The following is a 25490-nucleotide window of genomic DNA, read 5'->3' on the forward strand; positions in this document are numbered from 1 at the left end:
TCGTGGTGGTGCCCTGGTACCCCTCGCTCACGTCCTGCCGCCCCTCGGTGACGATCGGTCAAGCCCGGCTCATGCCCCGGGAGTTAAGCGCCCTTGCGGAGGACGATCCTACGTTTCTTGCCTGGGGGCGCATCAAGGGTCTCATGAGGACAGGTGCACGGGAGTGCGGTGCCAGTCCTCGGGGAGAGAAGGTACCGCCCAGGACGGGTCCGGGCGCCAGTGCTGCCAGCCGTCCGCGAACGGCGGCCCCCACGCGCGGATCACCTCCACCGCCTCCCGTCCGGCCGCCCGCACCCGCTCGGCGGTCGCCGCGTCCATCAGCCCGTCCCGCTGGGCCTGCGCGAACTCGTCCTCGTCCCGCCAGTGCCAGGTCCGGTCCGGGTGCACCGAGATGTCCAGGAAGTGGTCCTCGGAGTCCACCCCGCCCGCCCAACGGGCCAGCGGCTGCTCCAGGTTGACGTACCAGTTCTTGAACCTCCAGCCCGGCTCCCAGAACAGCCACACCGACCAGGGCCGGCCCGGCTCGGCCACCTTCAGCACGCCCGTGCCGAACCAGCGGTCCCGCTGGACGGTGCGCGGCTTGGTGTACCGGGACTCCAGCGGCTCCAGGTGCACGGGCGTGCCGTCGGCCAGGACCGGCCTCACACACTCGGTGCCGGGGGCGAGCCACACCGCCAGCAGCTCCGCATCGTCACGTACGACGGTGACGGGCCTGGCGATGTGGACCTGATCGCCGCCGTTCTCCCGGTAGCGCCACAGGATGTGCGTCCCGGGCGTCCAGTGCGTCCCAGCTCCCGCCGTCACTCGTGTCACCGTTCCGTCGTCCGCCATGGACAGATATTAGGTGCCACGGGCATACGACGCTGCGGTGCGCGTCACCCGGTGCGCAGCTGGCCGGAAAGGTTCGCTCGCGGTTACGGGCGCGTCATCCGCAGGACGTCCAGCGCCGCGTCGAGCTGTTCCAGGGTCAGGTCGCCGCGCTCCACGTACCCGCCGTCCAGGACGACTTCGCGGATCGTCCTGCGCTCGGCGAGGGACTTCTTGGCCACCTTCGCGGCCTCCTCGTAGCCGATGTACTTGTTCAGCGGGGTCACCACGGACGGCGACGACTCGGCGTACTCGCGGGCGCGTTCGCGGTCGGCGGTGATGCCGTCGACCGTGCGGTCGGCCAGCAGCCGCGAGACGTTGGCGAGCAGCCGCACCGACTCCAGGACGTTCTTGGCGATGACCGGGAGCATGACGTTCAGCTCGAAGTTGCCGGACGCGCCCGCGGTGGCGATGGTGGCGTCGTTGCCGATCACCTGGGCGGCGACCATCAGCACGGCCTCCGGGACCACCGGGTTGACCTTGCCCGGCATGATCGAGGAGCCGGGCTGGAGGTCGGGCAGCCGGATCTCGGCGAGGCCGGTGCGCGGCCCGGAGGACATCCAGCGCAGATCGTTGGCGATCTTCGTGAGGCCGACCGCGATGGTCCGCAGCTGTCCGCTGGTCTCCACGATGCCGTCCCGGGCGCCCTGCGCCTCGAAGTGGTCGCGGGCCTCGGTGAACGGCAGTCCGGTGACCCGGGCGACCTCCTCGATGACGGCGGCGGAGAACCCCGGCGGGGTGTTGATGCCGGTGCCGACCGCCGTGCCGCCCAGCGGCAGTTCGGCCAGGCGCGGCAGGGAGGCCCGCAGGCGCTCGACGCCGTACCGCACCTGGGCCGCGTACCCGCCGAACTCCTGGCCGAGCGTCACCGGGGTGGCGTCCATCAGATGGGTCCGGCCCGACTTGACCACGTCCGCGAACTCCTCGGACTTGCGCTCCAGGGAGGCGGCGAGGTGCTCCAGGGCCGGGATCAGGTCGTGGGTGACGGCCGCGGTGGCCGCGATGTGGATCGAGGACGGGAAGACGTCGTTCGACGACTGCGAGGCGTTGACGTGGTCGTTGGGGTGCACGTCCCGGCCGAGCCGCTCGGTCGCGAGCGTGGCGACGACCTCGTTGGTGTTCATGTTGGAGGAGGTGCCGGAGCCGGTCTGGAACACGTCCACCGGGAAGTGCTCGTCCCACTGGCCGGCGGCGACCTCGCCGGCCGCCTCCCGGATCGCCTCCGCCACGTCCTTGTCCAGCACGCCCAGCTCGGCGTTGACCTTCGCGGCCGCCGCCTTGATACGCGCCAGCGCCTCGATGTGGGCCCGCTCGATGCGCTGCCCGGAGATGGGGAAGTTCTCCACGGCCCGCTGCGTCTGGGCCCTCCACTTGGCCTCCGCGGGGACGCGTACCTCACCCATGGAGTCGTGTTCGATCCGGTATTCGCTCATACCCGTATAGCGATCGGGGGGCCGGTGATGTTCCGGGCCTTGGTCCACCCGGGGGGTGCGGCCCTTCCGGCGCGTGCCGGACACCCGCCCCCGCGTCCCCCGGGGGCGGGTGTCCGGCACTTCGTCAGGCGAGCCCGGGTCCCCGCACCGGGATCGTCGTGAACGTCGGCTGCGGGGCGGGGTCCTGGAAGAAGTCGTTGCCCTTGTCGTCCACCACGATGAACGCCGGGAAGTCCTCGACCTCGATCCTCCAGACCGCCTCCATGCCCAGCTCCTCGTACTCCAGGACCTCCACCTTCTTGATGCAGTCCTGGGCGAGGCGGGCGGCCGGGCCGCCGATGGAGCCGAGGTAGAAGCCGCCGTGGGCGTTGCACGCGTCGGTGACCTGCTGGGAGCGGTTGCCCTTGGCGAGCATCACCTTGGAGCCGCCCGCGGCCTGGAACTGCTCCACGTAGGAGTCCATGCGGCCGGCGGTGGTCGGGCCGAAGGAACCGGAGGCGTAGCCCTCGGGGGTCTTCGCGGGGCCCGCGTAGTACACCGGGTGGTCCTTCAGGTACTGCGGCATCTCCTCGCCCGCGTCCAGCCGCTCCTTGATCTTGGCGTGCGCGATGTCACGGGCCACGACCAGCGGGCCGGTCAGCGACAGGCGGGTCTTCACCGGGTACTTGGTCAGCTCGGCGAGGATCGTGTCCATCGGCTGGTTCAGGTCGATCCTCACCACGTCGGACGCCTCGTCGAGGTGCTCGTCCGTGGTCTCCGGCAGGAAGCGCGCCGGGTCGGTCTCCAGCTGCTCCAGGAAGACGCCCTCGGCGGTGATCTTCGCGACGGCCTGGCGGTCGGCCGAGCAGGACACGGCGATCGCGACCGGGCAGGACGCGCCGTGCCGCGGCAGGCGGACCACGCGCACGTCGTGGCAGAAGTACTTGCCGCCGAACTGGGCGCCGATGCCGATCTTCTGGGTGAGCTCGAAGACCTTCTGCTCCAGCTCCTTGTCCCGGAAGCCGTGGCCCAGTTCGGAGCCCTCCGCCGGGATCTCGTCCAGGTAGTGCGCGGAGGCGTACTTCGCGGTCTTCAGCGCGTACTCGGCGCTCGTGCCGCCGACGACGATCGCCAGGTGGTAGGGCGGGCAGGCGGCCGTGCCCAGCGAACGGATCTTCTGCTCCAGGAACTTCATCATGGAGGCCTCGTTCAGGACGGCCTTCGTCTCCTGGTACAGGAAGGACTTGTTCGCGGAGCCGCCGCCCTTCGCCATGAACAGGAACTTGTAGGCACCGCCGTCGGTGGCGTACAGCTCGATCTGCGCCGGCAGGTTGGAGCCGGTGTTCTTCTCCTCCCACATGGTGAGCGGAGCCATCTGCGAGTAGCGCAGGTTCAGTCTGGTGTAGGCGTCGAAGATGCCGCGGCTGAGCGCCTCCTCGTCGCGGCCGGCCGTCAGCACGTTCTGGCCGCGCTTGCCCATCACGATCGCGGTGCCGGTGTCCTGGCACATGGGCAGCACGCCGGCCGCCGCGATGTTCGCGTTCTTCAGCAGGTCCAGCGCGACGAACTTGTCGTTCGCCGAGGCCTCCGGGTCGTCGATGATCCGGCGCAGCTGGGCGAGGTGGGCCGGGCGCAGGTAGTGCTGGATGTCGTGGATGGCCTCCTCGGCCAGCTTGCGCAGCGCCTCGGGCTCCACCTTGAGGAACGTCCGGCCGTCGGGCCCCTCGACCGTGGAGACGCCCTCGGACGTCACCAGCCGGTACGGGGTGGTGTCCTCTCCCTGGGGGAGCAGATCGGTGTACGCGAACGCTGGGCGGGTTGGGGGGGCACTACGCGGCATCTCAGCCCATTCCTCACTCTGACGGACGGCGCCCGCCGACGCTGGCGGGCGCGTCCAGCGTAGAACCTGCCGCCGACGGCGAACCTGTGAGGTAGGGCTCAGTCGGGGGTGTCGCGATCTATCGTGTTTCGGTACGCTGCTGCCGTGGACCTTCAGAAGCAGAACGCACCCACACCCGCAGCCGAGCTGCGCGCCTCCGACGCCGACCGTGACCGGGTCGCCGACATCCTCCGTGAGGCCCTCGCCGAGGGCCGGCTGACCGCCGACGAACACGCCGAGCGCGTGGACGGGGTGCTGCACGCCAAGACGGTGGGCGAGCTGGAGGTCTTCATCCGGGACCTGCCCGCCGGTCACCGGCGGCCCGCCGGGCCCGCGTCCGCGCCGGCCCCGCCGCGCCCCGGTCCGGGCGCGATCCCGGCCGAGGCGGACGCCAACGTGGTGGCGGTGTTCAGCAGCGCCGTGCGCCGGGGCCGCTGGCGGGCCGGGCGCCGGGTGCACGCGTACGCCGTCTTCGGCAGCGTCGAGATCGACCTGAGCGAGGCGATCTTCGAGTACCCGGAGGTGGTGATCAAGGCCGTCTCCGTCTTCGGCGACGTCCAGGTCCGCGTCCCGGAGAACGTCTCGCTGCGCGGCACCGGGGGCGGTGTGCTCGGCAGCTTCGAGGTCAGCCCGCTGGACTCGGCCGACCCCGAGGCGCCGGTGGTCCACGTCGACGGCTGGGCCGTCCTCGGCAACGTGGAGGCGCGGCCCCGGCGGGGCAGCCTGGTGGCGGACATCCTGGACCGCGTCCAGGACAAGGTCGACCGCAAGCTGCGCAGGCACCTGGGGTACTGAGCCCTGCGGACCGACGGCCGCGGGCCTTTGCCGGCGGCACGGGGCCGGGGGCGTGAAGGAGCCACCGCGCACCCGTGGGTGGAAACGCTGTGCATAGGCGCGCGCACAGCGGGTAGGCCTTGCTGCATCGTCTCTCGCTCGCGAAGCCGTCGTCAGGAGTAGACCGTGCTGCAACCGCCGCATTCGTCCCTGCAGGTAGCTGCCGTTCCGGCCCAGCGGGTGCCAGCGCGCGACAGGGACCAAGACGCACCCTGGCACACCGAGGCGGTGTGCCGGCGCGACGAGGCCGGCCTGTTCTTCGCCCCGTCGAAGGAACCGACCGCCGCCCGGCTGTCCCGCGAGGAGGCGGCCAAGCGGGTCTGTGCCCGCTGCCCGGTCATGGTCGAGTGCCGCGAGCACGCCCTCCTGCAGCCCGAGCCGTACGGCGTGTGGGGCGGTCTCACGGCGGCCGAACGCCGGGTGGTGCTGGCGCGGCGCCGCAGGCGCGAGATGGAACTGAAGAAGGCGGCACGCGCGACGGCGGCGAACCGCATGGCGGGCTGAGAACGCCGGACAGGAGCGCCCTCTCCGCACAGAGGGCGCTCCTGTCGTGTGTGCGGGGGCGCGGAACGCCCCGCGCGGCCTACTTGGCCCGGTCGAAGTCGATCGCGCTGTAGGCCCGCAGCTTGCTCAGCCGGTGCTCGGAGTAGATCCGGCGCACCGTCCCGGACTTGGACCGCATCACGATCGACTCGGTGAGCGCGGTCTCCGACCGGTACTGCACGCCCCGCAGCAGCTCACCGTCGGTGATGCCGGTCGCCACGAAGAACACGTTCTCGCCGGACACCAGGTCGTCGGTGGTGAGCACGCGGTCCAGGTCGTGCCCCGCGTCGATCGCCCGCTGCCGCTCCTCGTCGTCCTTGGGCCACAGCTTGCCCTGGATGGTGCCGCCCAGGCACTTCACGGCGCAGGCCGAGATGATGCCCTCCGGGGTGCCGCCGATGCCGAGCAGCAGGTCGACGCCGGTGCCCTCGCGCAGTGCGTACACCGAGCCGGCGACGTCGCCGTCCGAGATCAGCTTGATGCGCGCGCCGGCCTCCCGGACCTCGCGGATCAGGTTCTCGTGCCGCGGCCGGTCCAGGATGACGACGGTGACGTCCTCCGGCGCGGACCGCTTGGCCTTCGCGATGCGGCGGATGTTCACCGCGACGGGCGCGTTGATGTCGACGAAGTCGGCCGCCTCGGGTCCGGTGACCAGCTTGTCCATGTAGAACACGGCGGACGGGTCGAACATGCCGCCGCGCTCGGCGGCGGCCAGTACGGCGATCGCGTTCGGCATGCCCTTGGCCGTCAGCGTCGTGCCGTCGATCGGGTCGACGGCGATGTCGACCTCGGGGCCGGTGCCGTCGCCCACGTGCTCCCCGTTGAAGAGCATCGGGGCCTCGTCCTTCTCGCCCTCGCCGATGACGACCACGCCGTTCATCGACACGGTGGAGACGAGGGTCCGCATGGCGCGCACCGCGGCGCCGTCGGCGCCGTTCTTGTCACCGCGCCCCACCCAGCGGCCCGCGGCCATCGCGGCGGCTTCGGTCACCCGGACGAGTTCCAGGGCGAGGTTGCGGTCGGGAGCTTCGGAGGGAACATCGAGCTCGGACGGCAGGTGATGATTTTCGGTCATCGGAGCGCACCTTTCTGATACGACGACGGCCGGATGAGGGTATTGGACCCTGACTCTATCGCCGGACAGACAAAATGAGCAGGGGACCCCACGGATGAGCGCATGGGGCACCTGCGACGATAGAGGGCGTGGCAGGTTCGAACGGCAAGCAGAAGACGGCCCGGGACATGGTTCTCTCCCTGGTCCTGATCGGTATCGCGGCGGCGGTCGTCTACTTCCTCACCATCCCGCACGACGATCACGCTCCCGACCTCAAGCGGGTCGACTACCGGGTCGAGCTGCTCACGGCCCGGCGTGCGGCGAGCTACCCGGTGGCCGCGCCCGAGGGCCTGCCGAGTGCCTGGAAAGCGACCTCCGTACGCTTCCAGGGCGAGAACTCCGACCGCTGGCACCTCGGCTTCCGGACCCCGGACGGCCAGTACGTGCAGGTCGAGCAGTCCACGCAGAAGCGCTCCGACTTCATCGACCAGGCCAGCCAGGGCGGCTCGGCGACGAAGCGGACCGAGACGATCGACGGCCGCACCTGGACCCGCTGGACCGGCGGCCGGTACGACGCCCTGGTGCTGCAGAACACGCCCGGCTCCACCACGGTGGTGGCCGGCACCGGCTCCTTCGAGGAGCTGACGACGATGGCGGCCGCGCTGCAGATGGAGTGACCCGCGCCGTCTCCGTGCACGCGAAGAGGCCCCCGGCGAGCGCCGGGGGCCTCTTCGCGTGCGCGGATCCGCTCAGACGGTCGTGACGACGTCCTCGTACGCCAGGCGCGGCGAGCGCGGGAACCAGGCGTCCGGGCCCGGCTTGCCGATGTTGACGATCATCAGCGGGGTGTGGTCGTCGTCCAGGAACGCCTTGCGGACGCCCTCGAAGTCGAAGCCGGTCATCGGGCCGGCGGCGAGGCCCGCGGCACGGACGCCGACGATGAAGTAGGCGGCCTGCAGCGCGGCGTTCAGCGCGGCGGCACCCTCACGGGCCGGACGCTCGCTGAAGAAGAGGTCCTTGGCCTGCGGGAAGTGCGGGAAGAGGGCCGGCAGCTCCTCGTGGAACTCGTTGTCCGCGGAGAGGATCGCGACCAGCGGGGCGGCGGCCGTCTTCGGCTGGTTGCCCTCGGCCATGTGCTGCACCAGGCGCTCGCGGGCCTCGGCGGAGCGGACCAGGGTGATGCGCAGCGGGCTCTGGTTGAAGGCGGTCGGGCCGTACTTGACCAGGTCGTAGATCGCCTGGACCTGCTCGTCGGTCACCGGCTCGTCGGTGAAGGTGTTCGCGGTGCGGGCCTCGCGGAACAGCAGGTCCTGGGCGGCGGGGTCAAGAACGAGAGACATGCGTGGACTTCCTGGTAGACGTCTTCCTCCGACGTACCGGACCGCGGTCCGGATCGGCTGACGGGACGACACTACGCCAGCGAAGTTCAACCTTCAACCAAAGCTGGGCCGCGGTGAGCCGCCTCACAGCCCGCGGGGCCGGCGCCCTACCCGGCGCGGCCCTCCTCCTCCGCCTCCTCCTCGGCCAGCGCCGCGTCCAGCCGGGCCCGGGCACCCTCCAGCCAGCGCCGGCACACCTTGGCCAGCTCCTCGCCGCGCTCCCACAGCGCCAGGGACTCCTCCAGCGTCGTACCGCCCGCCTCCAGCCGCCGTACGACCTCGATCAGCTCGTCCCGCGCCTGCTCGTACGAGAGCGCCTCGTCCACCTTGCTCGTCATTCGCCCACCTTCACTGTGAATTCACCGTCGGCGACCCGGGCCCGCAGTGCCTCGCCCGCCGTCACCTCCGCCGGACCGCGCACCACGTGCCCGTCCGCCCGCTGGAGCACCGCGTACCCGCGCCGCAGCGTCGCGGCGGGGGAGAGGGCCACCACACGCGCGTGCGTGTGCGTCAGCTCCGAGTCCGCGCGGTCCAGCAGGTGTCCCAGGGTCCGCCGGCCGCGGCCGAGGAGCGCGGCCACCTGATCGGAACGCTCGTCGAGCATCCGGTGGGGATCCTCCATCGAGGGCCGGGCCAGCGCATGCGCCAGCCCCCGCTCCTCCCGCTCCAGATACGCGTTCGCGCACCGCCGCGCCCGGTCCCGCAGCATCCGCACCCGCTCCAGCTCCTCGCCGACGTCCGGCACGACCTTCTTCGCCGCGTCCGTCGGCGTGGACGCGCGCAGGTCGGCCACGTGGTCCAGCAGCGGGTTGTCCGGCTCGTGCCCGATCGCGGACACCACGGGCGTCCGGCACTCGGCCACCGCCCGCACCAACTGCTCGTCGGAGAACGGCAGCAGGTCCTCGACGCTGCCGCCGCCGCGCGCGACGATGATCACGTCCACCTCGTCGACCGCGTCCAGCTCCTTGACGGCCTGCACGACCTGGGGCACGGCGTGCACGCCCTGCACGGGCACGTTGCGCACCTCGAAGCGGACGGCGGGCCAGCGGTGCCGGGCGTTCTCCAGCACGTCCCGCTCCGCCGCCGAGGCCCGGCCGCACACCAGCCCGATCAGCTGCGGCAGGAACGGCAGCGGCTTCTTCCGCTCCGGCGCGAACAGGCCCTCGGCCGCGAGCGCCTTCTTCAGCTGCTCCAGCCGGGCCAGCAGCTCACCGACGCCGACGGGCCGTATCTCGGCGGCCCGCAGGGAGAGCTGGCCCCGCGGGGCGTACCACTCCGGCTTGGCCAGGACGACGACCCGGGCGCCCTCGCCGACGACGTCGGCGACCGCGTCGAAGACCTGGCGGTAGCAGGTCACGCCGACCGAGACGTCGTGCGACGGGTCGCGCAGCGTGAGGAAGACGACGCCGGCGCCGGGGCGGCGCGACAGCTGCGTGATCTGCCCCTCGACCCACACCGCGCCGAGCCGGTCGATCCAGCCGCCGATCAGCCGGGAGACCTCGCCGACGGGGAGCGGGGCTTCGGGAGAGGTGTTCACAGCCATGCGGCGAGCCTAACGGCCGGTGCCGACAGTGCGGCCGTGCGCCGTGGGGCTCACGCCCGTTTTCCGGCTGCCGGTCCGGGGCGGGCCACCCGCGCGGTTCCCGGTGCCCTCCAGGGCGCGGACACATGATCTCTGCGCCCCCGGACGCGGCCTTACGATGGGACGCATGACCGCTTCGTCTGGCCGCCGTGTCCTGCTCGCCGCCCCCCGGGGCTACTGCGCCGGCGTGGACCGCGCCGTGATCGCCGTCGAGAAAGCCCTGGAGCAGTACGGGGCCCCGATCTACGTCCGGCACGAGATCGTGCACAACAAGTACGTCGTGCAGACCCTGGAGAAGAAGGGCGCCGTCTTCGTCGAGCGCACGGAGGAGGTGCCGCCCGGCAACATCGTCATGTTCTCGGCGCACGGCGTCGCCCCCACGGTGCACGAGGAGGCCCGGCAGGGCCGGCTCGCCACGATCGACGCCACCTGCCCCCTGGTCACCAAGGTCCACAAGGAAGCCGTCCGGTACGCGGGCGAGGACTACGACATCCTCCTGATCGGCCACGAGGGCCACGAGGAGGTCATCGGCACCTCCGGCGAGGCCCCCGACCACATCCAGCTGGTGGACGGCCCCGAGGACGTGGAGAAGGTCGAGGTCCGCGACCCGTCGAAGGTCGTCTGGCTGTCCCAGACCACCCTCTCCGTGGACGAGACCATGGAGACCGTCGACGCCCTGAAGACGAAGTTCCCCGGGCTGGTCTCCCCGCCCAGCGACGACATCTGCTACGCCACGCAGAACCGGCAGCTCGCCGTGAAGCAGATGGGCGCCGAGGCGGAACTGGTCATCGTCGTCGGCTCGCGCAACTCCTCCAACTCCAAGCGGCTGGTCGAGGTCGCCAAGCTCGCCGGCGCCCGCGAGGCGTACCTGGTGGACTTCGCCGACGAGATCGACGAGGCCTGGCTGGACGGCGTCACCACGGTCGGCGTCACCTCCGGGGCCTCCGTGCCGGAGGTGCTCGTCGAGCAGGTGCTGGAGTGGCTCGCCGAGCGCGGTTACGCCGACGTGGAGCTGGTCAAGGCCGCCGAAGAGTCGATCACCTTCTCGCTGCCCAAGGAACTCCGCCGTGACCTGCGTGAAGAGGCGGCGGCCCTGGTCGCCCAGCGCGGCGGAAGCGGTACACCCGGGGCGTGACCGTCGGTGGCCCGTCGTAACGTGGAGCCATGCAGATCTTCGGCGTGGACATCGGCGGATCCGGGATCAAGGGCGCCCCAGTGGATCTGGACCGGGGCGACCTGGCCCAGGAGCGCTGCAAGGTGCTCACCCCGCACCCGGCGACGCCCGACGGCGTGGCCGACGGGGTCAAGCAGGTCGTGGACCACTTCGGCTGGACCGGCCCGGTCGGGCTGACCTTCCCCGGAGTGGTCACCGGCGGGGCTACGGTCCGGACGGCGGCGAACGTCGACAAGGGCTGGATCGACACGGACGCGCGCGCGTTGTTCAGCGGCAGACTCGGCGGCCTCCCGGTGACCGTCGTCAACGACGCGGACGCGGCGGGCGTCGCCGAGATGGAGTTCGGCGCCGGACGGGGCCGCCGGGGCCCGGTGATCCTGCTCACCTTCGGCACGGGCATCGGCAGCGCCGTCTTCGTGGACGGCACCCTGCTCCCGAACACCGAGCTGGGCCACCTGGAGCTGGACGGCCACGACGCGGAGAAGCGCGCCTCCAGCAAGGCCAAGGAGGACCACGACCTCAGCTGGGAGCAGTGGGCCCACCGCGTCCAGAAGTACCTGGCCCACGTGGAGATGCTGTTCTCCCCCGAGCTGTTCATCATCGGCGGCGGCGTCAGCCGCAAGGCCCACAAGTTCCTGCACCTCATCGAGGACATCAGGGCCGAGATCGTCCCCGCGCAGCTGCAGAACAACGCGGGGATCGTGGGGGCCGCGATGCGCGCGGCCCAGCACGCCTGATCGCGCGGGGCTCGCGGGCGGGGGTGGGCTCCCGCCGCGCGGGCCCCGGCCCGGCCGCCGTCAGCCGCGTCGTCGGCGGCGCTGCACCCAGCGCACCCGGCGGACGAGCACGATCAGCCCGGCGGCCAGTGTCCCGCCGTACAGCCAGCCCGCCTGGGTGGCGAGTCCGGTGACCAGGCCCATCATGCGGCCGAGCAGCCCCCCGCCGCCGTCGGCGACCGGCAGCAGGCCCACGGCGAAGGCGATCGGTGCCACCACGGGCGCCGTCAGCACGTCCCCGGCGCGCACCCACAGCGCGGTCAGCACGCACACCGGCAGGAACAGCACGCCGTAGACCGTGAGGGACGCGCCGAACAGCAGCTGGTCCAGGTAGCCGAGCAGGAACATCGCCGCGGCGCAGAACAGCCCGCTGCCGAGCCCGGTCAGCCGGGGGTCCGGCAGCCGCAGCGCCGGGCCGGGCCGCAGCCCGGCCACCGGCCGGGGGGGCCGGCGCCCGCCGCCCGGCCGGCGCCGTGCCTGCGGCGGCAGCGGGGGCGAGGAGGGCGTGCCGCGTCGCGGTCCGTCGTTCGCAGGTCGCGTTCTGTGTTGCTCCACAGGGACCAACCTAGGTCTGTTTATGTGCCCAATCGGCCCCCAGACACGCCGGTGGGGGGAGCTTGGCCGGGCGTTCGACGCTCCCGCGTCCCGGGCGCCCGGGACGCCGTAAACTGGTGGATCGGCCAGTGTCGGTCTCTGGCCCCTGGCAGCCCCTGGCCCCCTCAACTACGGGAAGTCGCAACGTGTCGCTCACGATCGGAATCGTCGGCCTGCCCAATGTCGGCAAGTCGACCCTGTTCAACGCCCTGACCAAGAACGACGTGCTGGCGGCCAACTACCCGTTCGCCACGATCGAGCCCAACGTCGGCGTGGTCGGCGTGCCCGACGGCCGCCTCGCCCAGCTGGCCTCGGTCTTCAAGTCGGAGCGCATCGTTCCAGCCACGGTCGACTTCGTCGACATCGCCGGCATCGTGCGCGGCGCCTCCGAGGGCGAGGGCCTGGGCAACAAGTTCCTCGCGAACATCCGCGAGTCCGACGCGATCTGCCAGGTCATCCGCGCCTTCAAGGACGAGAACGTCGTCCACGTCGACGGCAAGGTCTCGCCGAAGGACGACATCGAGACGATCAACACCGAGCTGATCCTCGCCGACCTCCAGACCATCGAGAAGGTCCTGCCCCGGCTCCAGAAGGAGTCCCGGATCAAGAAGGACCTCGCGCCCAAGGTCAAGGCCGTCGAGGAGGCCAAGGAGATCCTGGAGAAGGGCGACACGCTCTTCGCGCACGGCATCGTCCAGGGCAGCGAGCGCGCCGAGCTGCTGCACGACCTGCACCTGCTCACCACCAAGCCGTTCCTCTACGTCTTCAACGTCGACGAGGACGAGCTGGTCGACGAGGACTTCAAGAACGAGCAGCGCGCCCTGGTCGCCCCGGCCGAGGCGATCTTCCTCAACGCCAAGCTGGAGTCCGACCTCGCCGAGCTGGACGAGGAGGAGGCCCTGGAGCTCCTCCAGTCCGTCGGCCAGGAGGAGCCCGGCCTGGCCACCCTCGCCCGAGTCGGCTTCAACACCCTCGGCCTCCAGACGTACCTGACGGCCGGCCCCAAGGAGTCCCGCGCCTGGACGATCAAGAAGGGCGCCACGGCCCCCGAGGCGGCCGGTGTCATCCACACCGACTTCCAGAAGGGCTTCATCAAGGCCGAGGTCATCTCCTTCGCGGACCTGGTCGAAACCGGCTCGGTCGCCGAGGCCCGCGCCAAGGGCAAGGCGCGCATGGAAGGCAAGGACTACGTGATGCAGGACGGCGACGTGGTGGAGTTCCGCTTCAACGTGTGACCCGTCCGGAGAAAGGCCGACTGACCTGCGACGGAGTGGGTCGGGCGGCCTTTGGGACGATCAGTTTGCCTGCCCAGCTGCTGATGATGCTGGCGGATCTTCCTGTTGCCCGGCGGCTCCCTGCTGCTGGGGCCGACAAGGAGGATCCCGTTCGCTCGGCGCGAGCGGTCGCCTACGAGGCGGTGTTCACAACCCTCGATGAGCTCGACTCGGGGAGTGATGTGAACGTACCGGGCATCGACGTCGGCTGGCTCGTCATGGAGTCAGCCGAGCGGACCGGTGGCAGTAGCCCTGGTGCAGGGCCCGCGGCGCACCCTGATGCCCTCGCTGCTCGTGGCAGCGAGGGCATCAGTCGTCAGGCGGCGTCACGGCAGATCACCGCGGCCTTCAGCGCCGCCGATGAGCGCCTCGGCGGCGGGCACGGCCTGACCACCGTCACCGCGTACCTCGCCGACACAGCCGCCCCCATGCTGCGCGGACGGTTCCCCAGCGAAGCCTTACGCCGGGCCGCCTTCGGCGCTGTCGCCGAACTCGCCTACCTCGCAGGGTGGAAGCACCACGACCTCGGCCAGGAAGGCGCCGCCCAGCGCTACTACCAGGTCGGCTACAAGCTCGCCTGCGAAGCCGACCCGCACGGCCACGCCGCCTGGATGATGCGCGCTCTCGCCCACCAGGCCCTGAGCCTCAAGCAGCCCCACCACTGCGTCGACCTCGTCGAAGGCGCCCTGCGCACAGGTCTCGGCCACGTCGACGGCCAAACCGAGGCCCTCCTTCACATCACCCACGCCCGCGCCTACGCAGCCACCGACGAGCACCCGTCGGCTGCCCGGGCCCTCTTGGCCGCCGAAGATGCCCTCTTACGGGATGACGGCCCCCAGCCCAGCTACTCCCGCGTCAGCGGACCCGCCGCCGGCACCGTAGCCAGCCACACCGCCCGCACCCTGACCGACCTGGCAGACCACATCGGCACCGAGCAGCAGCACCGGGATGCCCTCACCCGCTGGGACCCCGAAAAGTACAAGCGCGTCCACGCCCTCACCCACGCCGACCTCGGCGACAGCCTCGCAGCCCAGGCCCGCGCCGACGAGGCCGTCGCCGCCTGGACCCAGGCCCTGGTTCTCATGGAGGGCATGACCTCCGACCGCACCCGCAAGGCGATCACGTCGATCCGCTCCACCCTCGCGGTCTACCAGCGGCGCAAGGTACCCGGTGCCGCCGATCTCGCCCGCCGTGCCCGCGAGGCCCTCGCCTAACATGCCCAACAACCCGCCCGACGAAGGGAACACCGTGGCCCAGCAGACCGACGACCGCTCCCAAGCCCTCAAGCCGGCGCTCGAATCGATGACCCTGCTGGTCGCGGCCGTCATCGTCCACGACAAGGCCACCAACCGCGTCGTCCTTCTCCAACGCGGCGAGAACGCGAAGTTCGCCCAGGGCCTGTGGGACCTCCCCGTCGGCAAGAGCGAACCGGGCGAGCCCATCACCGAAACCGCGGTCCGCGAACTCTACGAGGAGACCGGCCTCACGGTGAAGCCCGAGACCCTGAAGGTAGCCCACATCATCCACGGCGCCTGGGGCGTGGAGGCCCCCAACGGCTTCCTCACCGTCGTCTTCGCCGCCCACGAATGGACCGGCGAACCCGAGAACCGCGAGCCCCGCAAGCACTCCCAGGTCCGCTGGGTCGACGCCAACGCCATCCCCGAAGCCTTCGTGGGCACCACGGCCAGCGCCCTTCACCACTACCTGAGCGACGGGGCTGCGGTATCCCTGGACGGGTGGCCGGCAAGAGCAACATCGTGATCGACTGGATGTCGAGGATCACGTACGGTGCTCAAAGGAGCGACGCGCCCTAACCAGCGAAGGGGCTGCCCGACCCGTCGTAGATCCGGGGCGGGCAGCTCGGACGTTCACAGTAGGCGCGATGAACGGTTAGACCGAGTCGCTTCGGTCGCGGATGAGCTTGGTAATCGACACCACCCTTGGGCGACCAACATTGCTGACTCCAAAGCCAAGGCCATGCCTGTAGATCTCTGGCATCCAGTATTGGTCGTTTTCTCCGAAAAGGACGCCGTTTGCTAGACGGTCCTGACTGGAACGTTTTCTAGCTCGATTGCGGAGATTTTCTCTCGGCTTGATTGAGGTATCAGCGCGGCGCCATAGCGCCAAGCCTCGTGAAGCTGATGTTGTTCCACCCTGGACTGCTGGTTGTGTCGACGGCGACAGCCGCCCAGCTGGCCTATCGTCTCGGCGCTGAGCCTGAGTGCCTTGGCGAGTGCCCTCAGGTCATGCGTCCGGAGCTCGGGTGGCAGGTCCGCAGTGTTCCGTGCGTTTGTGCCGTTCTTGCCCAGGACTGCTGTCTTGAGGCCGCAACAGCAGGTCCGGTTCGGGCCGGTTCCGTTCGTCCAGCCTGATGGTCATCTCACGGCCGACCCTGACATCGCTGGGCGCCTGCTCCATGAGAGCGACGGTGAGCATGGTGACGAGGTGGCCGCGCCACCACCTCTGGGGCGACATCACGAAGACGAGGGCTCCGTCGATCAGCTCGGTGTGGCGTGGTGCCTCGGGGAGGCGGTCCAGGTCCTCCGCGAACCAGCCTTCCCCGCGCGGCGGGCGCATCCAGTCGGGCAGTGCGCTCATGGGTCAACGGTAGCCATTCGACGGGACCCGGGCCACGAGATCGTCAACAGGTCGTGCCGACTCGGCCGGCGTCTGCGGCACGCGTTCCGGAACGGTCCAGGCAGGATCCGGCTGCCAGCGGGACCAGGCCGGGTCCCACCACGGCTCGCCCCGGTCGAGGGCGAGCGCCAGCTCGCGGGCCGCCTCGCGCACCCGGTCGGCCTCGCCCTCGGCGAAGCCGCCCGCCGCCGCCCGGCTCTCGAAGTGGTCGACGTCCTTCCAGCGGTAGGGACCGCCGTCGCCGGGCACCCAGATGTCGAGTTCGAGGTCGAGGGTGTCGATGCCGAGGGTCGTCCTGCGGAACGGCCGCTGGAAGTTGACGTACCAGTCGTGACGGGAACGGTCGTCGCTCCAGAAGACCCAGACCGCGTACAGGTCGCCGGGCCGCTGGAGCTGGAGTACCCCGGGCGACTGCCAGGTGTCCGCGACGGCCTGCCAGGGATGCGGCCCCCAGGAGAACGGGCCCGAGCCGAACGTCAGGGGTGTGTGCTGTGCCATGTACAGCACCAGCAGCTCGTCGCTGTCCTCCACCACGCGCACGGGACAGGTGATCCACGGCCGGTCGTCGAGCAGCTCGCGGCGGATGACGACCTGTCCCGGAGAGAAGCGTTCTGTCATGCCGGTACGGAAACACATCGCGTCCGGCCCCCCGCCCGCCGCACCGCCGGCGTGCCGGAGTGTCAGGCCGGCCTGGGCGCCGGGCGGGCGAGGGCCGCCTCCTCCTGACCGTCGGCGTGCGCGGCGTCGTACACCGCGTGGGCGCGGGCGATGTCGCCGCTGTGCCGCTTGGCCCAGCCGACGAGGGAGAGGAGGGTCTCGTGCAGTTCGAGCGCCATCTCGGTGCACTCGTACTCGACCTTGGGCGGAACGGTCGGGTAGACGGTGCGCACCAGCAGGCCCTCGCGTTCGAGCTTGCGGAGATTGAGGGTGAGCATGCGGCGGCTGATGCCCTCGATGGTGCGCTCCAACTCGGTGAAGCGCACCGGCCCTTTCGCCGCGGCGACGAGGATTCCGATGGCCCACTTGCCGGCGACACGGTCCAGGACTTCGCTCACCGGGCACGCCGGGTTCTCGGCCTGCTCCGTCACATCGATGTGACTACGGGACATAAATGTGCCTCCTTCCGCAGGCCGCGATGGTTACACAGGATGGACTCCGTAACAAAGTGAACCCCTAGGGAGGGAGTCCCATGTCCGCTCAGGCCGTGGCCGCACGAGCAGGCAGCGGCGTGTCTCGCTGGCTCGCGCTGGCGATCCTCTGTGCCGGCCAGCTGATGGTGATCCTCGACGGCACCATCGTGAACGTGGCGCTGCCCTCCATCCAGGAGAGTCTGGGCTTCTCCCCGTCGAACCTCGGCTGGGTGGTGAACGCGTACCTGATCCCCTTCGGCGGCCTGCTGCTGCTCTCCGGCCGGTTCGGCGACCTCTTCGGCCGCACACGCGTCTTCACCACCGGCCTGGTGGTGTTCACCCTGGCCTCCCTGCTCTGCGGTCTGGCACAGAACCCGGCCATGCTGCTCGCGTCCCGCTTCCTCCAGGGCGCGGGCGGCGCCGTGACGTCCTCGGTCACGCTCGCCATGGTCGTCACCATGTTCACCGAGCCCGGGGAGCGGGCCAAGGCGATCGGCGTCTACAGCTTCGTGCAGTCCGCGGGCGGCACCCTCGGTCTGCTGCTGGGCGGTGTGCTGACGCAGACCATCAGCTGGCACTGGATCTTCTTCGTGAACGTCCCGATCGGTGCCGTGGCCGTCTTCATGGCCCAGCGCCACCTGCGCGCCGAGGAGGGCGCCGGCAACGGCAGGAGCACGGACGCGCTCGGCGCCGTCCTCATCACCGCCGCGCTCATGCTGGCCGTCTACACCATCGTCGAGGCCGCCGACTACGGCTTCGGTTCCGCCCACACCCTCGGGTTCGGCCTCGGCACCCTCGTCCTGCTCGTGCTGTTCCTCGTGCGCCAGGCCAGGGCCGCGGACCCGCTGCTGCCGCCCCGGATGTTCAGGTTCCGCAACGTCTCGGGCGCGCTGGGCGCCCACACCTTCATGATCTCCGGCATGTTCGGCTTCCAGTTCCTGGCCGTGCTGTACCTGCAGAAGGTGCTGGGCTTCGACCAGGTGCAGACCGGCTTCGGCGTGGTCCCGGTCTCGCTGCTCATCGGCCTGATGTCGCTGTTCCTCGCCCCCCGCCTCATCGCCAAGGTCGGCCCCCGGCCCGTGCTGCTCGTGGCCCTCGCCCTGATCTCCGGCGGCCTCGCCCTGCTCGGCCAGATCTCCGCGGACGGCGCCTACCTCACCGACGTGTTCCCCGCGACCGTGCCGCTCGGCATCGGTTTCGGCCTGGCGATGCCGTCGCTGGCGGGCCTGGCCATGTCGGGCGCGACCCCGCAGGACTCGGGGCTCGCCTCGGGCATGTTCAACACCATGCAGCAGGTGGGCGCCTCCCTCGGCCTCGCCGTCCTGAGCACGCTGGCCGCGTCGCACACCAGCACCCTGCTGGGTGACGGCACCGGCCGCGCGGACGCCCTGACCGAGGGCTACCGGCTCGCCTTCCGGGTCGGTGCCTGCTTCGTCCTGGGCGCCCTGGTGGTCGCCGCGACGGTGCTGCGCAACCCGCCCCGTCCCGCGGCGGCCCCGGCTCCCCGCCCCGCGGCCGCCCAGCCGGCACAGACGGACACCGCCTCGGCGTGACGCACTGCCGGGCTGGAGGGCCGGCTGACCCCTCGTCACAGCCCCGGCGGTGAGCCCGGGACGCCGGGCACCGGGTACGGCGCCGGTTCCGTCACCCAGCCCGCCGCCAGCACCAGGCGGGACTCGCGGTGGACGGCGAGGAAGGCGAAGGGGCGGTCGAAGGTGACCCGGACGGCCGTCGTCTCGTACGGGTACTGCGGGACCGCGCCGGCCGGCACCGGCATGACCGCCGTCACCGCCGCCGCCCGGAAGCCGAGCGCGCCGAACTGGGCCACGGCCGACTGGCGGGCCTCCCCGACGGCCAGCGGGTAGGGGCTCACCCCAGGGAAGTGGCCGGTCTGGGTGTCCGCCGCCGTCGTGAGGCCGAAGAGGGCCGCCGTCGCGAGCAGGTCGTGGTCGGCCCGCACCTCGTACGCCACCGTCGTCACGTCCAGCGTCCTCGGCTCGGGCGCGGTGGCCGGCTGCTGCTCCACGTGCAGTCCGGGGCCCACGTGCCCGTGCGGCAGCGCGCCGCCACCGGTCAGCGGCAGGCCGCGCTCCACCACCCCCACGCCGGCCGTCAGCACCTGACCGGGCGTCATGCGCTCCTCGCCGAGCACCAAGTGGACGTCGACGCCGTTGTCCCCGGGCACCGTCAGCGCGGTGACGAAGCCGTCCGGGGTGCCCGTCACCCCCACCCGGTCCGGCCGCACGCTGCGCCGGTGCAGTCCGCGCAGGGTGCGGCCCTGCCAGGGGCCGGCGGCGGGCCGCAGCGGGCGTTCGGTGAAGGGCTGCCGCCAGTCCGTGCGCAGCGCGAGGGCGGTGGCCAGCACCATCCGCGCGTCCCGGGTCAGCGTCACCGGCATGCGCTCCACCAGTCCGCCGGTCCGCTGCGCCGCCCAGGCGTCCAGCCGCTCCTGCGCGGTGACGAGGTCGTCCCCGAAGACGCCGTGGGTGCCGGCGGGCAGCCCGGCCCGCCACTCGTCCCGCAGGGCCAGCCCGTGGTACGTCCACAGGCCGAGCGCCGCGTCCAGGCCGGGCACCGACGCCAGCCCCGCCAGCAACTCCCGTGCGGCAACGGCCGCTTGTTCGGCCGGCACGCCGAGGGCACCGGCCAGTTCCGCGCGCGCGGGCCCGGCCGCGCCGTCGGCCAGGAACGCCAGCAGGGGCCACACGCCCGGCGCCGAGAACACGGTGCCCTCACCCAGGACCTGCGCCCATCGCGCGGTGAGTCCGTTCACCGCGCGGACGGCCGTATCGCCCACCCGGCCGTCCGGCCCGGTCTCCACCCGCATTCCGCCCCCGTTCATGTGCCGCTCACGATGCGGCCGGTCGTACCTCGGTCGGCTCGACGGTACCGGTCCGTACCCCCGCCGCCCGGCCCCCGCCGGTCACTGAGCCCAACGGCCGGGCGGCCCCGCGGAGTTCCCGGACCCGGGCCGCGAGGTGTGAGCGCCCCTATAAGGGGGAGAAAGCGCCTGGGTAAAGCCCTCCCCGGCCCTTTGTCATCACATCGAGTGATTCTCTGGCCTTTGCTTGCACGGCACAACCCACGGTTGCCAGGCTGTTGCTGTCTGTACAACCTGATGGGAGCGGCCAGTGACTTTCGGTGAGCAGCCGGCGTACCTGCGAGTCGCGGGTGATCTCCGCAAGAAGATCGTCGACGGTTCACTGCCGCCCCACACCCGCCTGCCCTCCCAGGCCCGTATCCGCGAGGAGTACGGCGTCTCGGACACGGTCGCCCTGGAGGCCCGCAAGGTCCTGATGGCCGAGGGGCTGGTCGAGGGCCGTTCCGGCTCGGGGACGTACGTGCGTGAGCGGCCCGTGCCCCGCCGGGTGGCCCGCTCCGGTTACCGGCCGGCGTCGGGCGCCACCCCCTTCCGGCAGGAGCAGTCCGACGCCTCGGTGCGCGGGACCTGGGAGTCCAGCAGCGAGCAGGCCGAGGCCGGCGCGGCCATCGCCGAGCGGCTCGCGATCCGGGCCGGCGACCGGGTCATGCGCACCAAGTACCTCTTCCGGGAGGCCGGCGAGCCGATGATGCTCTCCACCTCCTGGGAGCCGCTCGCCGTCACCGGCCGCACCCCCGTGATGCTGCCCGAGGAGGGGCCGCTCGGCGGGATGGGTGTGGTCGAGCGCATGCGGGCCATCGACGTCATCGTGGACAACGTCACCGAGGAGGTCGGCGCCCGCCCCGGCCTCGCCGAGGAACTGCACCTGCTCGGCGGCGTCCCCGGGCATGTGGTCCTGGTCGTCCAGCGCACGTACTTCGCCTCCGGCCGCCCGGTGGAGACCGCCGACGTCGTCATCCCGGCCGACCGCTACCGGGTCGCCTACCACCTGCCCGTGAAGTAACCGCCCCCGCCCGGACGGCGGGTGCCTCGCGCGCCCCCGGCGTGAGGTAGCGCACACCCTGACGCACCACCCGCCGCCCCTCCGGCCCTGTCCGCTTCCTCCCCAGCCGCTGCAATCCGGCCGTTTTCCCAGGTGGTCCCGGGTGCCCCCGGTATGCCCCCGACCCCAGGCAACGGAGTTCCCCACGGCGCATTCGACCCCGTGCGCCCCCGGCGTTCTGGCTGGTTGCGTACCTCTTTGTGAAAAGGCGTATTCGCAGCGTGAAGGTTGGGCGTACGCTCGGGCATATGCGGATTGCGGTTTCCTTAGGCGGGGCGCGGCGGGGGCCCCGGAGTGGGGGAGGGCGGGGCGGTGCGAGAAGGAACGCGGGCGGTGGGGGCCATGAGTGAGGGCACGGTCTCCCTCCCCTGGATCGTGATACGGCAGGACGACAACGGCAATCGCTACCGGGTCGGCCGCTATGCGACCCGCGCGGAGGCGCAGAAGATCGCCGACAGCCTCGACGACCGGGGGCACAAGCAGCTCTACTGGGTCGAGCGCATCGGCCAGAACGGGGACGCCACCCAGAACTGAGCGCGCCCCAGCTCCCGTAGGCTCCGCTCCATGACGCGCACGACCCCCGAAGCGGAACCGGTCCTGGTGGTGGGAGCCGCCCTGCTCGACGGCGGCCGGCTGCTCGCCGCGCGCCGCAGCGCCCCCGCCGGCCTGGCCGGGCGCTGGGAGCTGCCCGGCGGCAAGGTCGAGGCGGGGGAGCGGCCCGAGGACGCCCTCGTGCGCGAACTGCGCGAGGAGCTGGGTGTCGACGCCGAGCCGGTCGGACGGGTGCCGGGGCAGTGGCCGTTGCGGACGCCGTACGTCCTCCAGGTGTGGACCGCCCGTCTGCGCCCCGGCTCGCCCGCGCCGAGCCCCCTCCAGGACCATGACGAGCTGCGCTGGCTGACCCCGGACCGGCTCTGGGAGGTCGACTGGCTCGACCAGGACGTCCCGGCCGTCCGCGAGGTGTCCGCCCGATGGGGTACGGGGCGCAACCCGGCGCGCCCTTAGGGTCTGTCGTCCGGATCGGGCCGGGCTGCCCCGAGTGGAGCGCGCCCGTTCGTGCCACAGTGCGCCCTCTCGTGCGGTACTGCCGCCCGGATATCGGGTATGTGCCCATTAACCCCATGAAACCGGACGTGGGCGGGCTCGCTGGCCTGGGAAGTGATCGGAGTGATCGACACCGATGGCGACTGCGCCGAGTGGTCCTTCCCCGCGGAACCGGGCGCCGTACGCAGCGCCCGCGCGGCCGTCCGGGGCCAGTTGCACGGCTGGGGCCTGGACTGCCTCGCCGATCTCGCCGCCCTGCTGGTGAGCGAGCTGGTCACCAACTCGCTGCGGCACGCCACCGGCCCCATCGGGGTACGGCTGGTCCGCCCCGCGGAGCCCGCCGACGGCCTGCGTGTGGAGGTTTCCGACCCGCTCCCCGAGCTGCCGCGGGAGCGCGTCGCGCGCCCCGACGACGAGGGCGGACGCGGTCTCCGGCTGGTCGCGGACTCCTCGCGGCGCTGGGGCACCCGGCCCGGCACGGGCGGAAAGACCGTCTGGTTCGAACTGGGGCTGCCCGGGTGACACCGCGGCAGCCGCGGGGGCACGGGGGTGTACGGCGGTCGGCGTGCCGTCCCCGTGCGCGCCGGGGGCGCACGCGGTCCGGCGATGGGGGGTTCGGCGGTGTGTTCCCTGGTTAGAAGAGTGGAAGTGTTGTCACGGACCGGTCCGAAAAACACCTGGACCGAGCTGTGATCGTGAACACCGTGTCGTGCGGCGCCGTAGTGCTGGATACTGCGGGCAGCCGCCCCTGGTGACCGGTGCCGGGCGCGGTGAGCTGGAGGGGACGGTTCGCGTGAGCGAGATACCAGCGAAGGCCACGGAGTCCGAGGACCCGTCGGACGGCGCGAGGAGCCAGGCCGCGGAGGCTTCCGCGGCGCCCGGTGACGCCATGTGGCAGAGCAGTCCGCCCGGTTCGATCTACGACTACATCAAGGTCGCGTCCTTCTCCATCGGTCCCGGCGGGCTGGTCGAGCAGTGGAGCCTGCGCGCCGAGCAACTCTTCGGCATCCCCGCCCGACGCGCCGTCGGCATGGACCCGATAGAGGCTTTCATCGACCCCGACCTGCGCGCGCGCGGCCAGCGGAAGATGGCCGAAATCCTCGACGGGCGCGAGTGGACCGGAGTAGTGCCCTTCCGGATGCCGGACGGCCCGGACGGCAGCCGCGGCGAGGAGGGCCTGGCCGAGGTGTACGTCATGCCGACGCGCAGCGCCGAGGGTGAGAAGGCCGCCGTCTGCATCGTCGTGGACGTCCGCACGCTGCGCAGCATCGAGACCGACCTCGCCGCTTCGCAGGCGATTTTCGGACAATCCCCTTTCGGGTTCCTGCTGATCGACGTCGACCTGCGGGTCCGCCGGGCGAACATGCGGTTCGCCTCTATCTTCGGCGGAACCCCGGACGACCACCGGGGCAAGGAAGTTCACGACTACCTGCCGCGCGGCGAGGCCGAGCGGGTCTCGGCCACGCTGCGGCGGGTGCTGGAGTCCGGCGAGTCCATCACCGACATGCACGTCACCGGCTTCGTCCCGGGCTCCGAGGAGCGCCGGCACTGGTCCGTCAACCTCTACCGCGTGCACAGCGGCAGCGGCCGGCCCATCGGCATCGCCTGGCTCGGCACCGACATCACCGCCCGCCGGGCCGCCGCCCGCGAGGCCGCCGCCGCCCGGCGCAACCTCGCGCTGCTCAACGAGGCCGGCGCCCGCATAGGCAACTCCCTGGACCTGGAGACCACGGCCCGCGAACTGCTCGACGTGGTCGTCCCCGGCTTCTGCGACCTGGCCACCGTCGACCTCTACCAGGGCCTGCTGGCTGGCGACGAGGCCCCGCCCGGACTCGCCGACGGCAGCGCCGAACTGCGCCGCGTCGCCTACGCCAGCGCCGTCTCCGGCGCGCCGTTCAGCAGCCCAGGCAAGCCCGTCGAGGTCGGCGCGGTCCACCACTTCCCGTTCAACTCGCCCTGCGCGGACGCGCTGCGCACAGCCCGGCCGCAGCACGTGCCCGCCGAGGAGGGCGGGCTCGTGCAGTCCACGCTGGCCGTGCCGATGGTCGCCCACGACACGGTGGTGGGACTCGCGCAGTTCGCCCGCACGAAGGGGAGCGAGCCCTTCGGCGAACGCGACCGGGACCTCGCGGTCGAACTGGCCGCGCGGGCCGCCGTCTGCATCGACAACGCGCGCCTGTACCGCCGGGAACACGAACGCGCGTTGATACTGCAACGGTCCCTGCTGCCGCCCGGCGACCCCGAGGCCTCCGGCCTGGACATCGCCTGCCGCTACCTGCCGGGCAACGCGGCCACGGAGGTGGGCGGCGACTGGTTCGACGTCATCGAACTTCCCGGCCACCGTACGGCCCTGGTCGTCGGGGACGTCATGGGCCGGGGCCTGCGGGCGGCGGTCGCGATGGGCGAACTGCGCACCGCCGTACGCACACTGGCCCTGCTGGACCTGGAACCGGCGGAGGTCCTCTCGGCGCTGGACGAGATCGCGCGCGGCCTCGGCACGCCCGGCGGGGTCCAGCAGGCCACCCGTACGGCCCGCCAGCCCCGGGACGCCGACCTCTCCGAGGTGTACCTGGCGACGTGCGTGTACGCCGTGTACGACTCCGTCACCCGGCGCTGTACGTTCGCCAACGCCGGCCATCTGCCCCCGGTCCTGGTGGAACCCGGCGAGGCGGCGCTGATGCTCGACGTGCCGCCCGGCATGCCGCTCGGCGTGGGGGGCGAGCCGTTCGAGGAGGTGGAGGTCGAACTCCCCGAGGGCGCGCTGCTCGCGCTCTACACGGACGGCCTGGTCGAGTCCCGCGACCACCCGCTGGACGAGGGCCTGCAAGCCTTCGTGGGCGCGCTCACCGACCCCAGCCGGCCCCTGGAGGACGTCTGCGACCACGTCCTCAACACCCTGGACACCCACCACGGTGAGGACGACATCGCCCTGCTCATGGCCCGGGTGCAGGGGCTGCCCGCCGAGTCCGTCGGAGACTGGACGCTGCCGCGCGAGCCGCGCAGTGTCGGGCGGGCCCGCGAGTACGCCCGCGGGCAGCTGCTCTCCTGGGATCTGGAGCCCCTGGTCGACACCACGGAGCTGCTGGTCAGCGAGCTGGTGACGAACGCGCTGCGCTACGGCGAGGGGGACATCCGGCTCCGGCTGCTGCTGGACCGCACCCTGGTCTGCGAGGTCTGGGACGCCGGCCTCGTCCAGCCCCGGCGCCGGCGGGCCCGGGACACCGACGAGGGCGGCCGGGGCCTGCAACTGGTCGGCCTCCTCAGCGCGGCCTGGGGCTCCCGGCGCACCCCCCGGGGCAAGACGGTGTGGTTCGAACTGCCCCTGCCGGGCGGCGACGGCACCCTCACCGACCCGGCGGAAGCCCTGCTGAGCCTGTTCTGACCCGCC

At 71.7% G+C, this 25490-nt stretch carries 25 protein-coding genes and 1 pseudogene; 14 read left to right on the forward strand and 12 right to left on the reverse strand.

From position 1 onward, the window contains the following. Nucleotides 1-141 precede the first annotated feature (141 nt). The 3 genes from IG05_RS0125355 to IG05_RS0125365 form a co-directional block, all read right to left on the reverse strand. Complete coding sequence (locus IG05_RS0125355) at nucleotides 142-831, reverse strand: DUF402 domain-containing protein (RefSeq protein ID WP_030346070.1); 690 nt, start codon at nucleotides 829-831, stop codon at nucleotides 142-144. Between the two features lie 83 nt (nucleotides 832-914). Beyond that, nucleotides 915-2300 carry a class II fumarate hydratase gene (locus tag IG05_RS0125360; protein ID WP_030346072.1) on the reverse strand — a complete coding sequence of 462 codons (1386 nt, stop codon included), beginning with the start codon at nucleotides 2298-2300 and terminating at the stop codon, nucleotides 915-917. A 124-nt stretch (nucleotides 2301-2424) separates the two neighbouring features. Continuing rightward, complete coding sequence (locus IG05_RS0125365; RefSeq protein ID WP_030346074.1) at nucleotides 2425-4119, reverse strand: fumarate hydratase; 1695 nt, start codon at nucleotides 4117-4119, stop codon at nucleotides 2425-2427. Between the two features lie 144 nt (nucleotides 4120-4263). Between IG05_RS0125365 and IG05_RS0125370 the strand changes: the two genes are divergently transcribed. Together IG05_RS0125370 and IG05_RS0125375 are read left to right on the forward strand one after the other, a co-directional pair. After that, entirely contained in the window at nucleotides 4264-4953 is a 690-nt protein-coding gene (locus IG05_RS0125370; RefSeq protein ID WP_030346075.1) for a DUF1707 SHOCT-like domain-containing protein, read from the forward strand. A 165-nt stretch (nucleotides 4954-5118) separates the two neighbouring features. Next, nucleotides 5119-5496 carry a WhiB family transcriptional regulator gene (locus IG05_RS0125375; protein WP_078894451.1) on the forward strand — a complete coding sequence of 126 codons (378 nt, stop codon included), beginning with the start codon at nucleotides 5119-5121 and terminating at the stop codon, nucleotides 5494-5496. Nucleotides 5497-5575: 79 nt separating this feature from the next. Here IG05_RS0125375 and glpX read toward each other — a convergent pair whose 3' ends face one another. Then, on the reverse strand, nucleotides 5576-6610 hold the full coding sequence (gene glpX, locus IG05_RS0125380; protein WP_030346079.1) for a class II fructose-bisphosphatase: 1035 nt from the start codon (nucleotides 6608-6610) through the stop codon (nucleotides 5576-5578). A 128-nt stretch (nucleotides 6611-6738) separates the two neighbouring features. Between glpX and IG05_RS0125385 the strand changes: the two genes are divergently transcribed. Beyond that, the gene (locus IG05_RS0125385; protein WP_030346081.1) at nucleotides 6739-7266 is read left to right on the forward strand and encodes a DUF4245 domain-containing protein; all 528 of its coding nucleotides are present in this window, start codon (nucleotides 6739-6741) and stop codon (nucleotides 7264-7266) included. 72 nt (nucleotides 7267-7338) lie between these two features. On the opposite strand, the gene IG05_RS0125390 is transcribed toward IG05_RS0125385, so the two are convergent. The 3 genes from IG05_RS0125390 to xseA form a co-directional block, all read right to left on the reverse strand. Then, the gene (locus tag IG05_RS0125390) at nucleotides 7339-7929 is read right to left on the reverse strand and encodes a malonic semialdehyde reductase (protein WP_030346087.1); all 591 of its coding nucleotides are present in this window, start codon (nucleotides 7927-7929) and stop codon (nucleotides 7339-7341) included. Between the two features lie 146 nt (nucleotides 7930-8075). After that, nucleotides 8076-8306, reverse strand: coding sequence for an exodeoxyribonuclease VII small subunit (locus tag IG05_RS0125395; protein WP_030346089.1), 231 nt, complete (start codon nucleotides 8304-8306; stop codon nucleotides 8076-8078). Further along, a complete protein-coding gene (gene xseA / locus IG05_RS0125400) occupies nucleotides 8303-9511 on the reverse strand; it encodes an exodeoxyribonuclease VII large subunit (protein ID WP_030346091.1) in 1209 nt (402 codons plus the stop codon). The genes IG05_RS0125395 and xseA overlap by 4 nt, the downstream gene beginning before the upstream one ends. A gap of 157 nt (nucleotides 9512-9668) precedes the next feature. Here xseA and IG05_RS0125405 point away from each other — a divergent pair, with 157 nt between their 5' ends. Together IG05_RS0125405 and ppgK are read left to right on the forward strand one after the other, a co-directional pair. Beyond that, nucleotides 9669-10685 (forward strand): 4-hydroxy-3-methylbut-2-enyl diphosphate reductase, encoded by a 1017-nt coding sequence (locus tag IG05_RS0125405; RefSeq protein WP_107051414.1) that lies wholly within the window; start codon nucleotides 9669-9671, stop codon nucleotides 10683-10685. 29 nt (nucleotides 10686-10714) lie between these two features. Continuing rightward, complete coding sequence (gene ppgK / locus IG05_RS0125410) at nucleotides 10715-11461, forward strand: polyphosphate--glucose phosphotransferase (RefSeq protein WP_030346094.1); 747 nt, start codon at nucleotides 10715-10717, stop codon at nucleotides 11459-11461. A 60-nt stretch (nucleotides 11462-11521) separates the two neighbouring features. Here ppgK and IG05_RS0125415 read toward each other — a convergent pair whose 3' ends face one another. Further along, complete coding sequence (locus IG05_RS0125415) at nucleotides 11522-12055, reverse strand: DUF6542 domain-containing protein (protein WP_199808379.1); 534 nt, start codon at nucleotides 12053-12055, stop codon at nucleotides 11522-11524. Between the two features lie 185 nt (nucleotides 12056-12240). On the opposite strand from IG05_RS0125415, the gene ychF reads away from it, so the two are divergent. The 3 genes and pseudogenes from ychF (at nucleotide 12241) to IG05_RS0125430 (ending at nucleotide 15129) form a co-directional block, all read left to right on the forward strand. Beyond that, entirely contained in the window at nucleotides 12241-13329 is a 1089-nt protein-coding gene (gene ychF, locus IG05_RS0125420) for a redox-regulated ATPase YchF (RefSeq protein ID WP_030346098.1), read from the forward strand. Nucleotides 13330-13697: 368 nt separating this feature from the next. Then, nucleotides 13698-14582, forward strand: a pseudogene (locus tag IG05_RS0125425) (tetratricopeptide repeat protein); the annotation flags it as partial. A gap of 1 nt (nucleotide 14583) precedes the next feature. Beyond that, entirely contained in the window at nucleotides 14584-15129 is a 546-nt protein-coding gene (locus IG05_RS0125430) for an NUDIX domain-containing protein (protein WP_030346100.1), read from the forward strand. A gap of 483 nt (nucleotides 15130-15612) precedes the next feature. On the opposite strand, the gene IG05_RS0125435 is transcribed toward IG05_RS0125430, so the two are convergent. The 3 genes from IG05_RS0125435 to IG05_RS0125445 all read right to left on the reverse strand — a co-directional run bounded on the left by IG05_RS0125435 (nucleotide 15613) and on the right by IG05_RS0125445 (nucleotide 17114). After that, nucleotides 15613-15966 carry a Uma2 family endonuclease gene (locus IG05_RS0125435; RefSeq protein ID WP_267883325.1) on the reverse strand — a complete coding sequence of 118 codons (354 nt, stop codon included), beginning with the start codon at nucleotides 15964-15966 and terminating at the stop codon, nucleotides 15613-15615. A 3-nt stretch (nucleotides 15967-15969) separates the two neighbouring features. Next, entirely contained in the window at nucleotides 15970-16623 is a 654-nt protein-coding gene (locus tag IG05_RS0125440) for a DUF402 domain-containing protein (RefSeq protein WP_063760104.1), read from the reverse strand. A 62-nt stretch (nucleotides 16624-16685) separates the two neighbouring features. Continuing rightward, nucleotides 16686-17114: a winged helix-turn-helix transcriptional regulator gene (locus IG05_RS0125445; protein WP_030346103.1), complete on the reverse strand. Its 429-nt coding sequence runs from the start codon at nucleotides 17112-17114 to the stop codon at nucleotides 16686-16688. Nucleotides 17115-17194: 80 nt separating this feature from the next. Here IG05_RS0125445 and IG05_RS0125450 point away from each other — a divergent pair, with 80 nt between their 5' ends. Beyond that, nucleotides 17195-18688, forward strand: a complete 1494-nt coding sequence (locus tag IG05_RS0125450; RefSeq protein ID WP_199808380.1) for an MFS transporter — start codon at nucleotides 17195-17197, stop codon at nucleotides 18686-18688. A 35-nt stretch (nucleotides 18689-18723) separates the two neighbouring features. Here the strand turns inward: IG05_RS0125450 and IG05_RS0125455 are convergent, their stop codons facing one another. Next, nucleotides 18724-19977 (reverse strand): serpin family protein, encoded by a 1254-nt coding sequence (locus IG05_RS0125455; RefSeq protein WP_234336027.1) that lies wholly within the window; start codon nucleotides 19975-19977, stop codon nucleotides 18724-18726. Nucleotides 19978-20266: 289 nt separating this feature from the next. On the opposite strand from IG05_RS0125455, the gene IG05_RS0125460 reads away from it, so the two are divergent. From IG05_RS0125460 to IG05_RS0125480, 5 genes are all read left to right on the forward strand, one after another. Beyond that, nucleotides 20267-21019: a GntR family transcriptional regulator gene (locus IG05_RS0125460; protein ID WP_030346108.1), complete on the forward strand. Its 753-nt coding sequence runs from the start codon at nucleotides 20267-20269 to the stop codon at nucleotides 21017-21019. A 381-nt stretch (nucleotides 21020-21400) separates the two neighbouring features. Then, entirely contained in the window at nucleotides 21401-21592 is a 192-nt protein-coding gene (locus tag IG05_RS0125465; RefSeq protein ID WP_030346109.1) for an SPOR domain-containing protein, read from the forward strand. Between the two features lie 30 nt (nucleotides 21593-21622). Next, complete coding sequence (locus IG05_RS0125470; protein ID WP_030346111.1) at nucleotides 21623-22063, forward strand: (deoxy)nucleoside triphosphate pyrophosphohydrolase; 441 nt, start codon at nucleotides 21623-21625, stop codon at nucleotides 22061-22063. Nucleotides 22064-22216: 153 nt separating this feature from the next. Beyond that, a complete protein-coding gene (locus IG05_RS0125475; RefSeq protein WP_030346113.1) occupies nucleotides 22217-22624 on the forward strand; it encodes an ATP-binding protein in 408 nt (135 codons plus the stop codon). Nucleotides 22625-22895: 271 nt separating this feature from the next. Further along, complete coding sequence (locus IG05_RS0125480) at nucleotides 22896-25484, forward strand: SpoIIE family protein phosphatase (protein ID WP_030346115.1); 2589 nt, start codon at nucleotides 22896-22898, stop codon at nucleotides 25482-25484. Nucleotides 25485-25490: the final 6 nt, after the last annotated feature.

The organism is Streptomyces sp. NRRL S-1022 (assembly GCF_000720135.1).
In the GTDB taxonomy this organism is placed as follows: domain Bacteria; phylum Actinomycetota; class Actinomycetes; order Streptomycetales; family Streptomycetaceae; genus Streptomyces.

Excerpts from the sequence above, each read along its gene's own strand:
- IG05_RS0125355 (WP_030346070.1), bottom strand. The coding sequence starts at position 831 with ATGGCGGACGACGGAACGGTGACACGAGTGACGGCGGGAGCTGGGACG.
- IG05_RS0125360 (WP_030346072.1), bottom strand. The coding sequence starts at position 2,300 with ATGAGCGAATACCGGATCGAACACGACTCCATGGGTGAGGTACGCGTC.
- IG05_RS0125365 (WP_030346074.1), bottom strand. The coding sequence starts at position 4,119 with ATGCCGCGTAGTGCCCCCCCAACCCGCCCAGCGTTCGCGTACACCGAT.
- glpX (WP_030346079.1), bottom strand. The coding sequence starts at position 6,610 with ATGACCGAAAATCATCACCTGCCGTCCGAGCTCGATGTTCCCTCCGAA.
- IG05_RS0125390 (WP_030346087.1), bottom strand. The coding sequence starts at position 7,929 with ATGTCTCTCGTTCTTGACCCCGCCGCCCAGGACCTGCTGTTCCGCGAG.
- IG05_RS0125395 (WP_030346089.1), bottom strand. The coding sequence starts at position 8,306 with ATGACGAGCAAGGTGGACGAGGCGCTCTCGTACGAGCAGGCGCGGGAC.
- xseA (WP_030346091.1), bottom strand. The coding sequence starts at position 9,511 with ATGGCTGTGAACACCTCTCCCGAAGCCCCGCTCCCCGTCGGCGAGGTC.
- IG05_RS0125405 (WP_107051414.1), top strand. The coding sequence starts at position 9,669 with ATGGGACGCATGACCGCTTCGTCTGGCCGCCGTGTCCTGCTCGCCGCC.
- ppgK (WP_030346094.1), top strand. The coding sequence starts at position 10,715 with ATGCAGATCTTCGGCGTGGACATCGGCGGATCCGGGATCAAGGGCGCC.
- IG05_RS0125430 (WP_030346100.1), top strand. The coding sequence starts at position 14,584 with ATGCCCAACAACCCGCCCGACGAAGGGAACACCGTGGCCCAGCAGACC.
- IG05_RS0125435 (WP_267883325.1), bottom strand. The coding sequence starts at position 15,966 with ATGAGCGCACTGCCCGACTGGATGCGCCCGCCGCGCGGGGAAGGCTGG.
- IG05_RS0125440 (WP_063760104.1), bottom strand. The coding sequence starts at position 16,623 with ATGACAGAACGCTTCTCTCCGGGACAGGTCGTCATCCGCCGCGAGCTG.
- IG05_RS0125445 (WP_030346103.1), bottom strand. The coding sequence starts at position 17,114 with ATGTCCCGTAGTCACATCGATGTGACGGAGCAGGCCGAGAACCCGGCG.
- IG05_RS0125450 (WP_199808380.1), top strand. The coding sequence starts at position 17,195 with ATGTCCGCTCAGGCCGTGGCCGCACGAGCAGGCAGCGGCGTGTCTCGC.
- IG05_RS0125455 (WP_234336027.1), bottom strand. The coding sequence starts at position 19,977 with ATGAACGGGGGCGGAATGCGGGTGGAGACCGGGCCGGACGGCCGGGTG.
- IG05_RS0125465 (WP_030346109.1), top strand. The coding sequence starts at position 21,401 with ATGAGTGAGGGCACGGTCTCCCTCCCCTGGATCGTGATACGGCAGGAC.
- IG05_RS0125470 (WP_030346111.1), top strand. The coding sequence starts at position 21,623 with ATGACGCGCACGACCCCCGAAGCGGAACCGGTCCTGGTGGTGGGAGCC.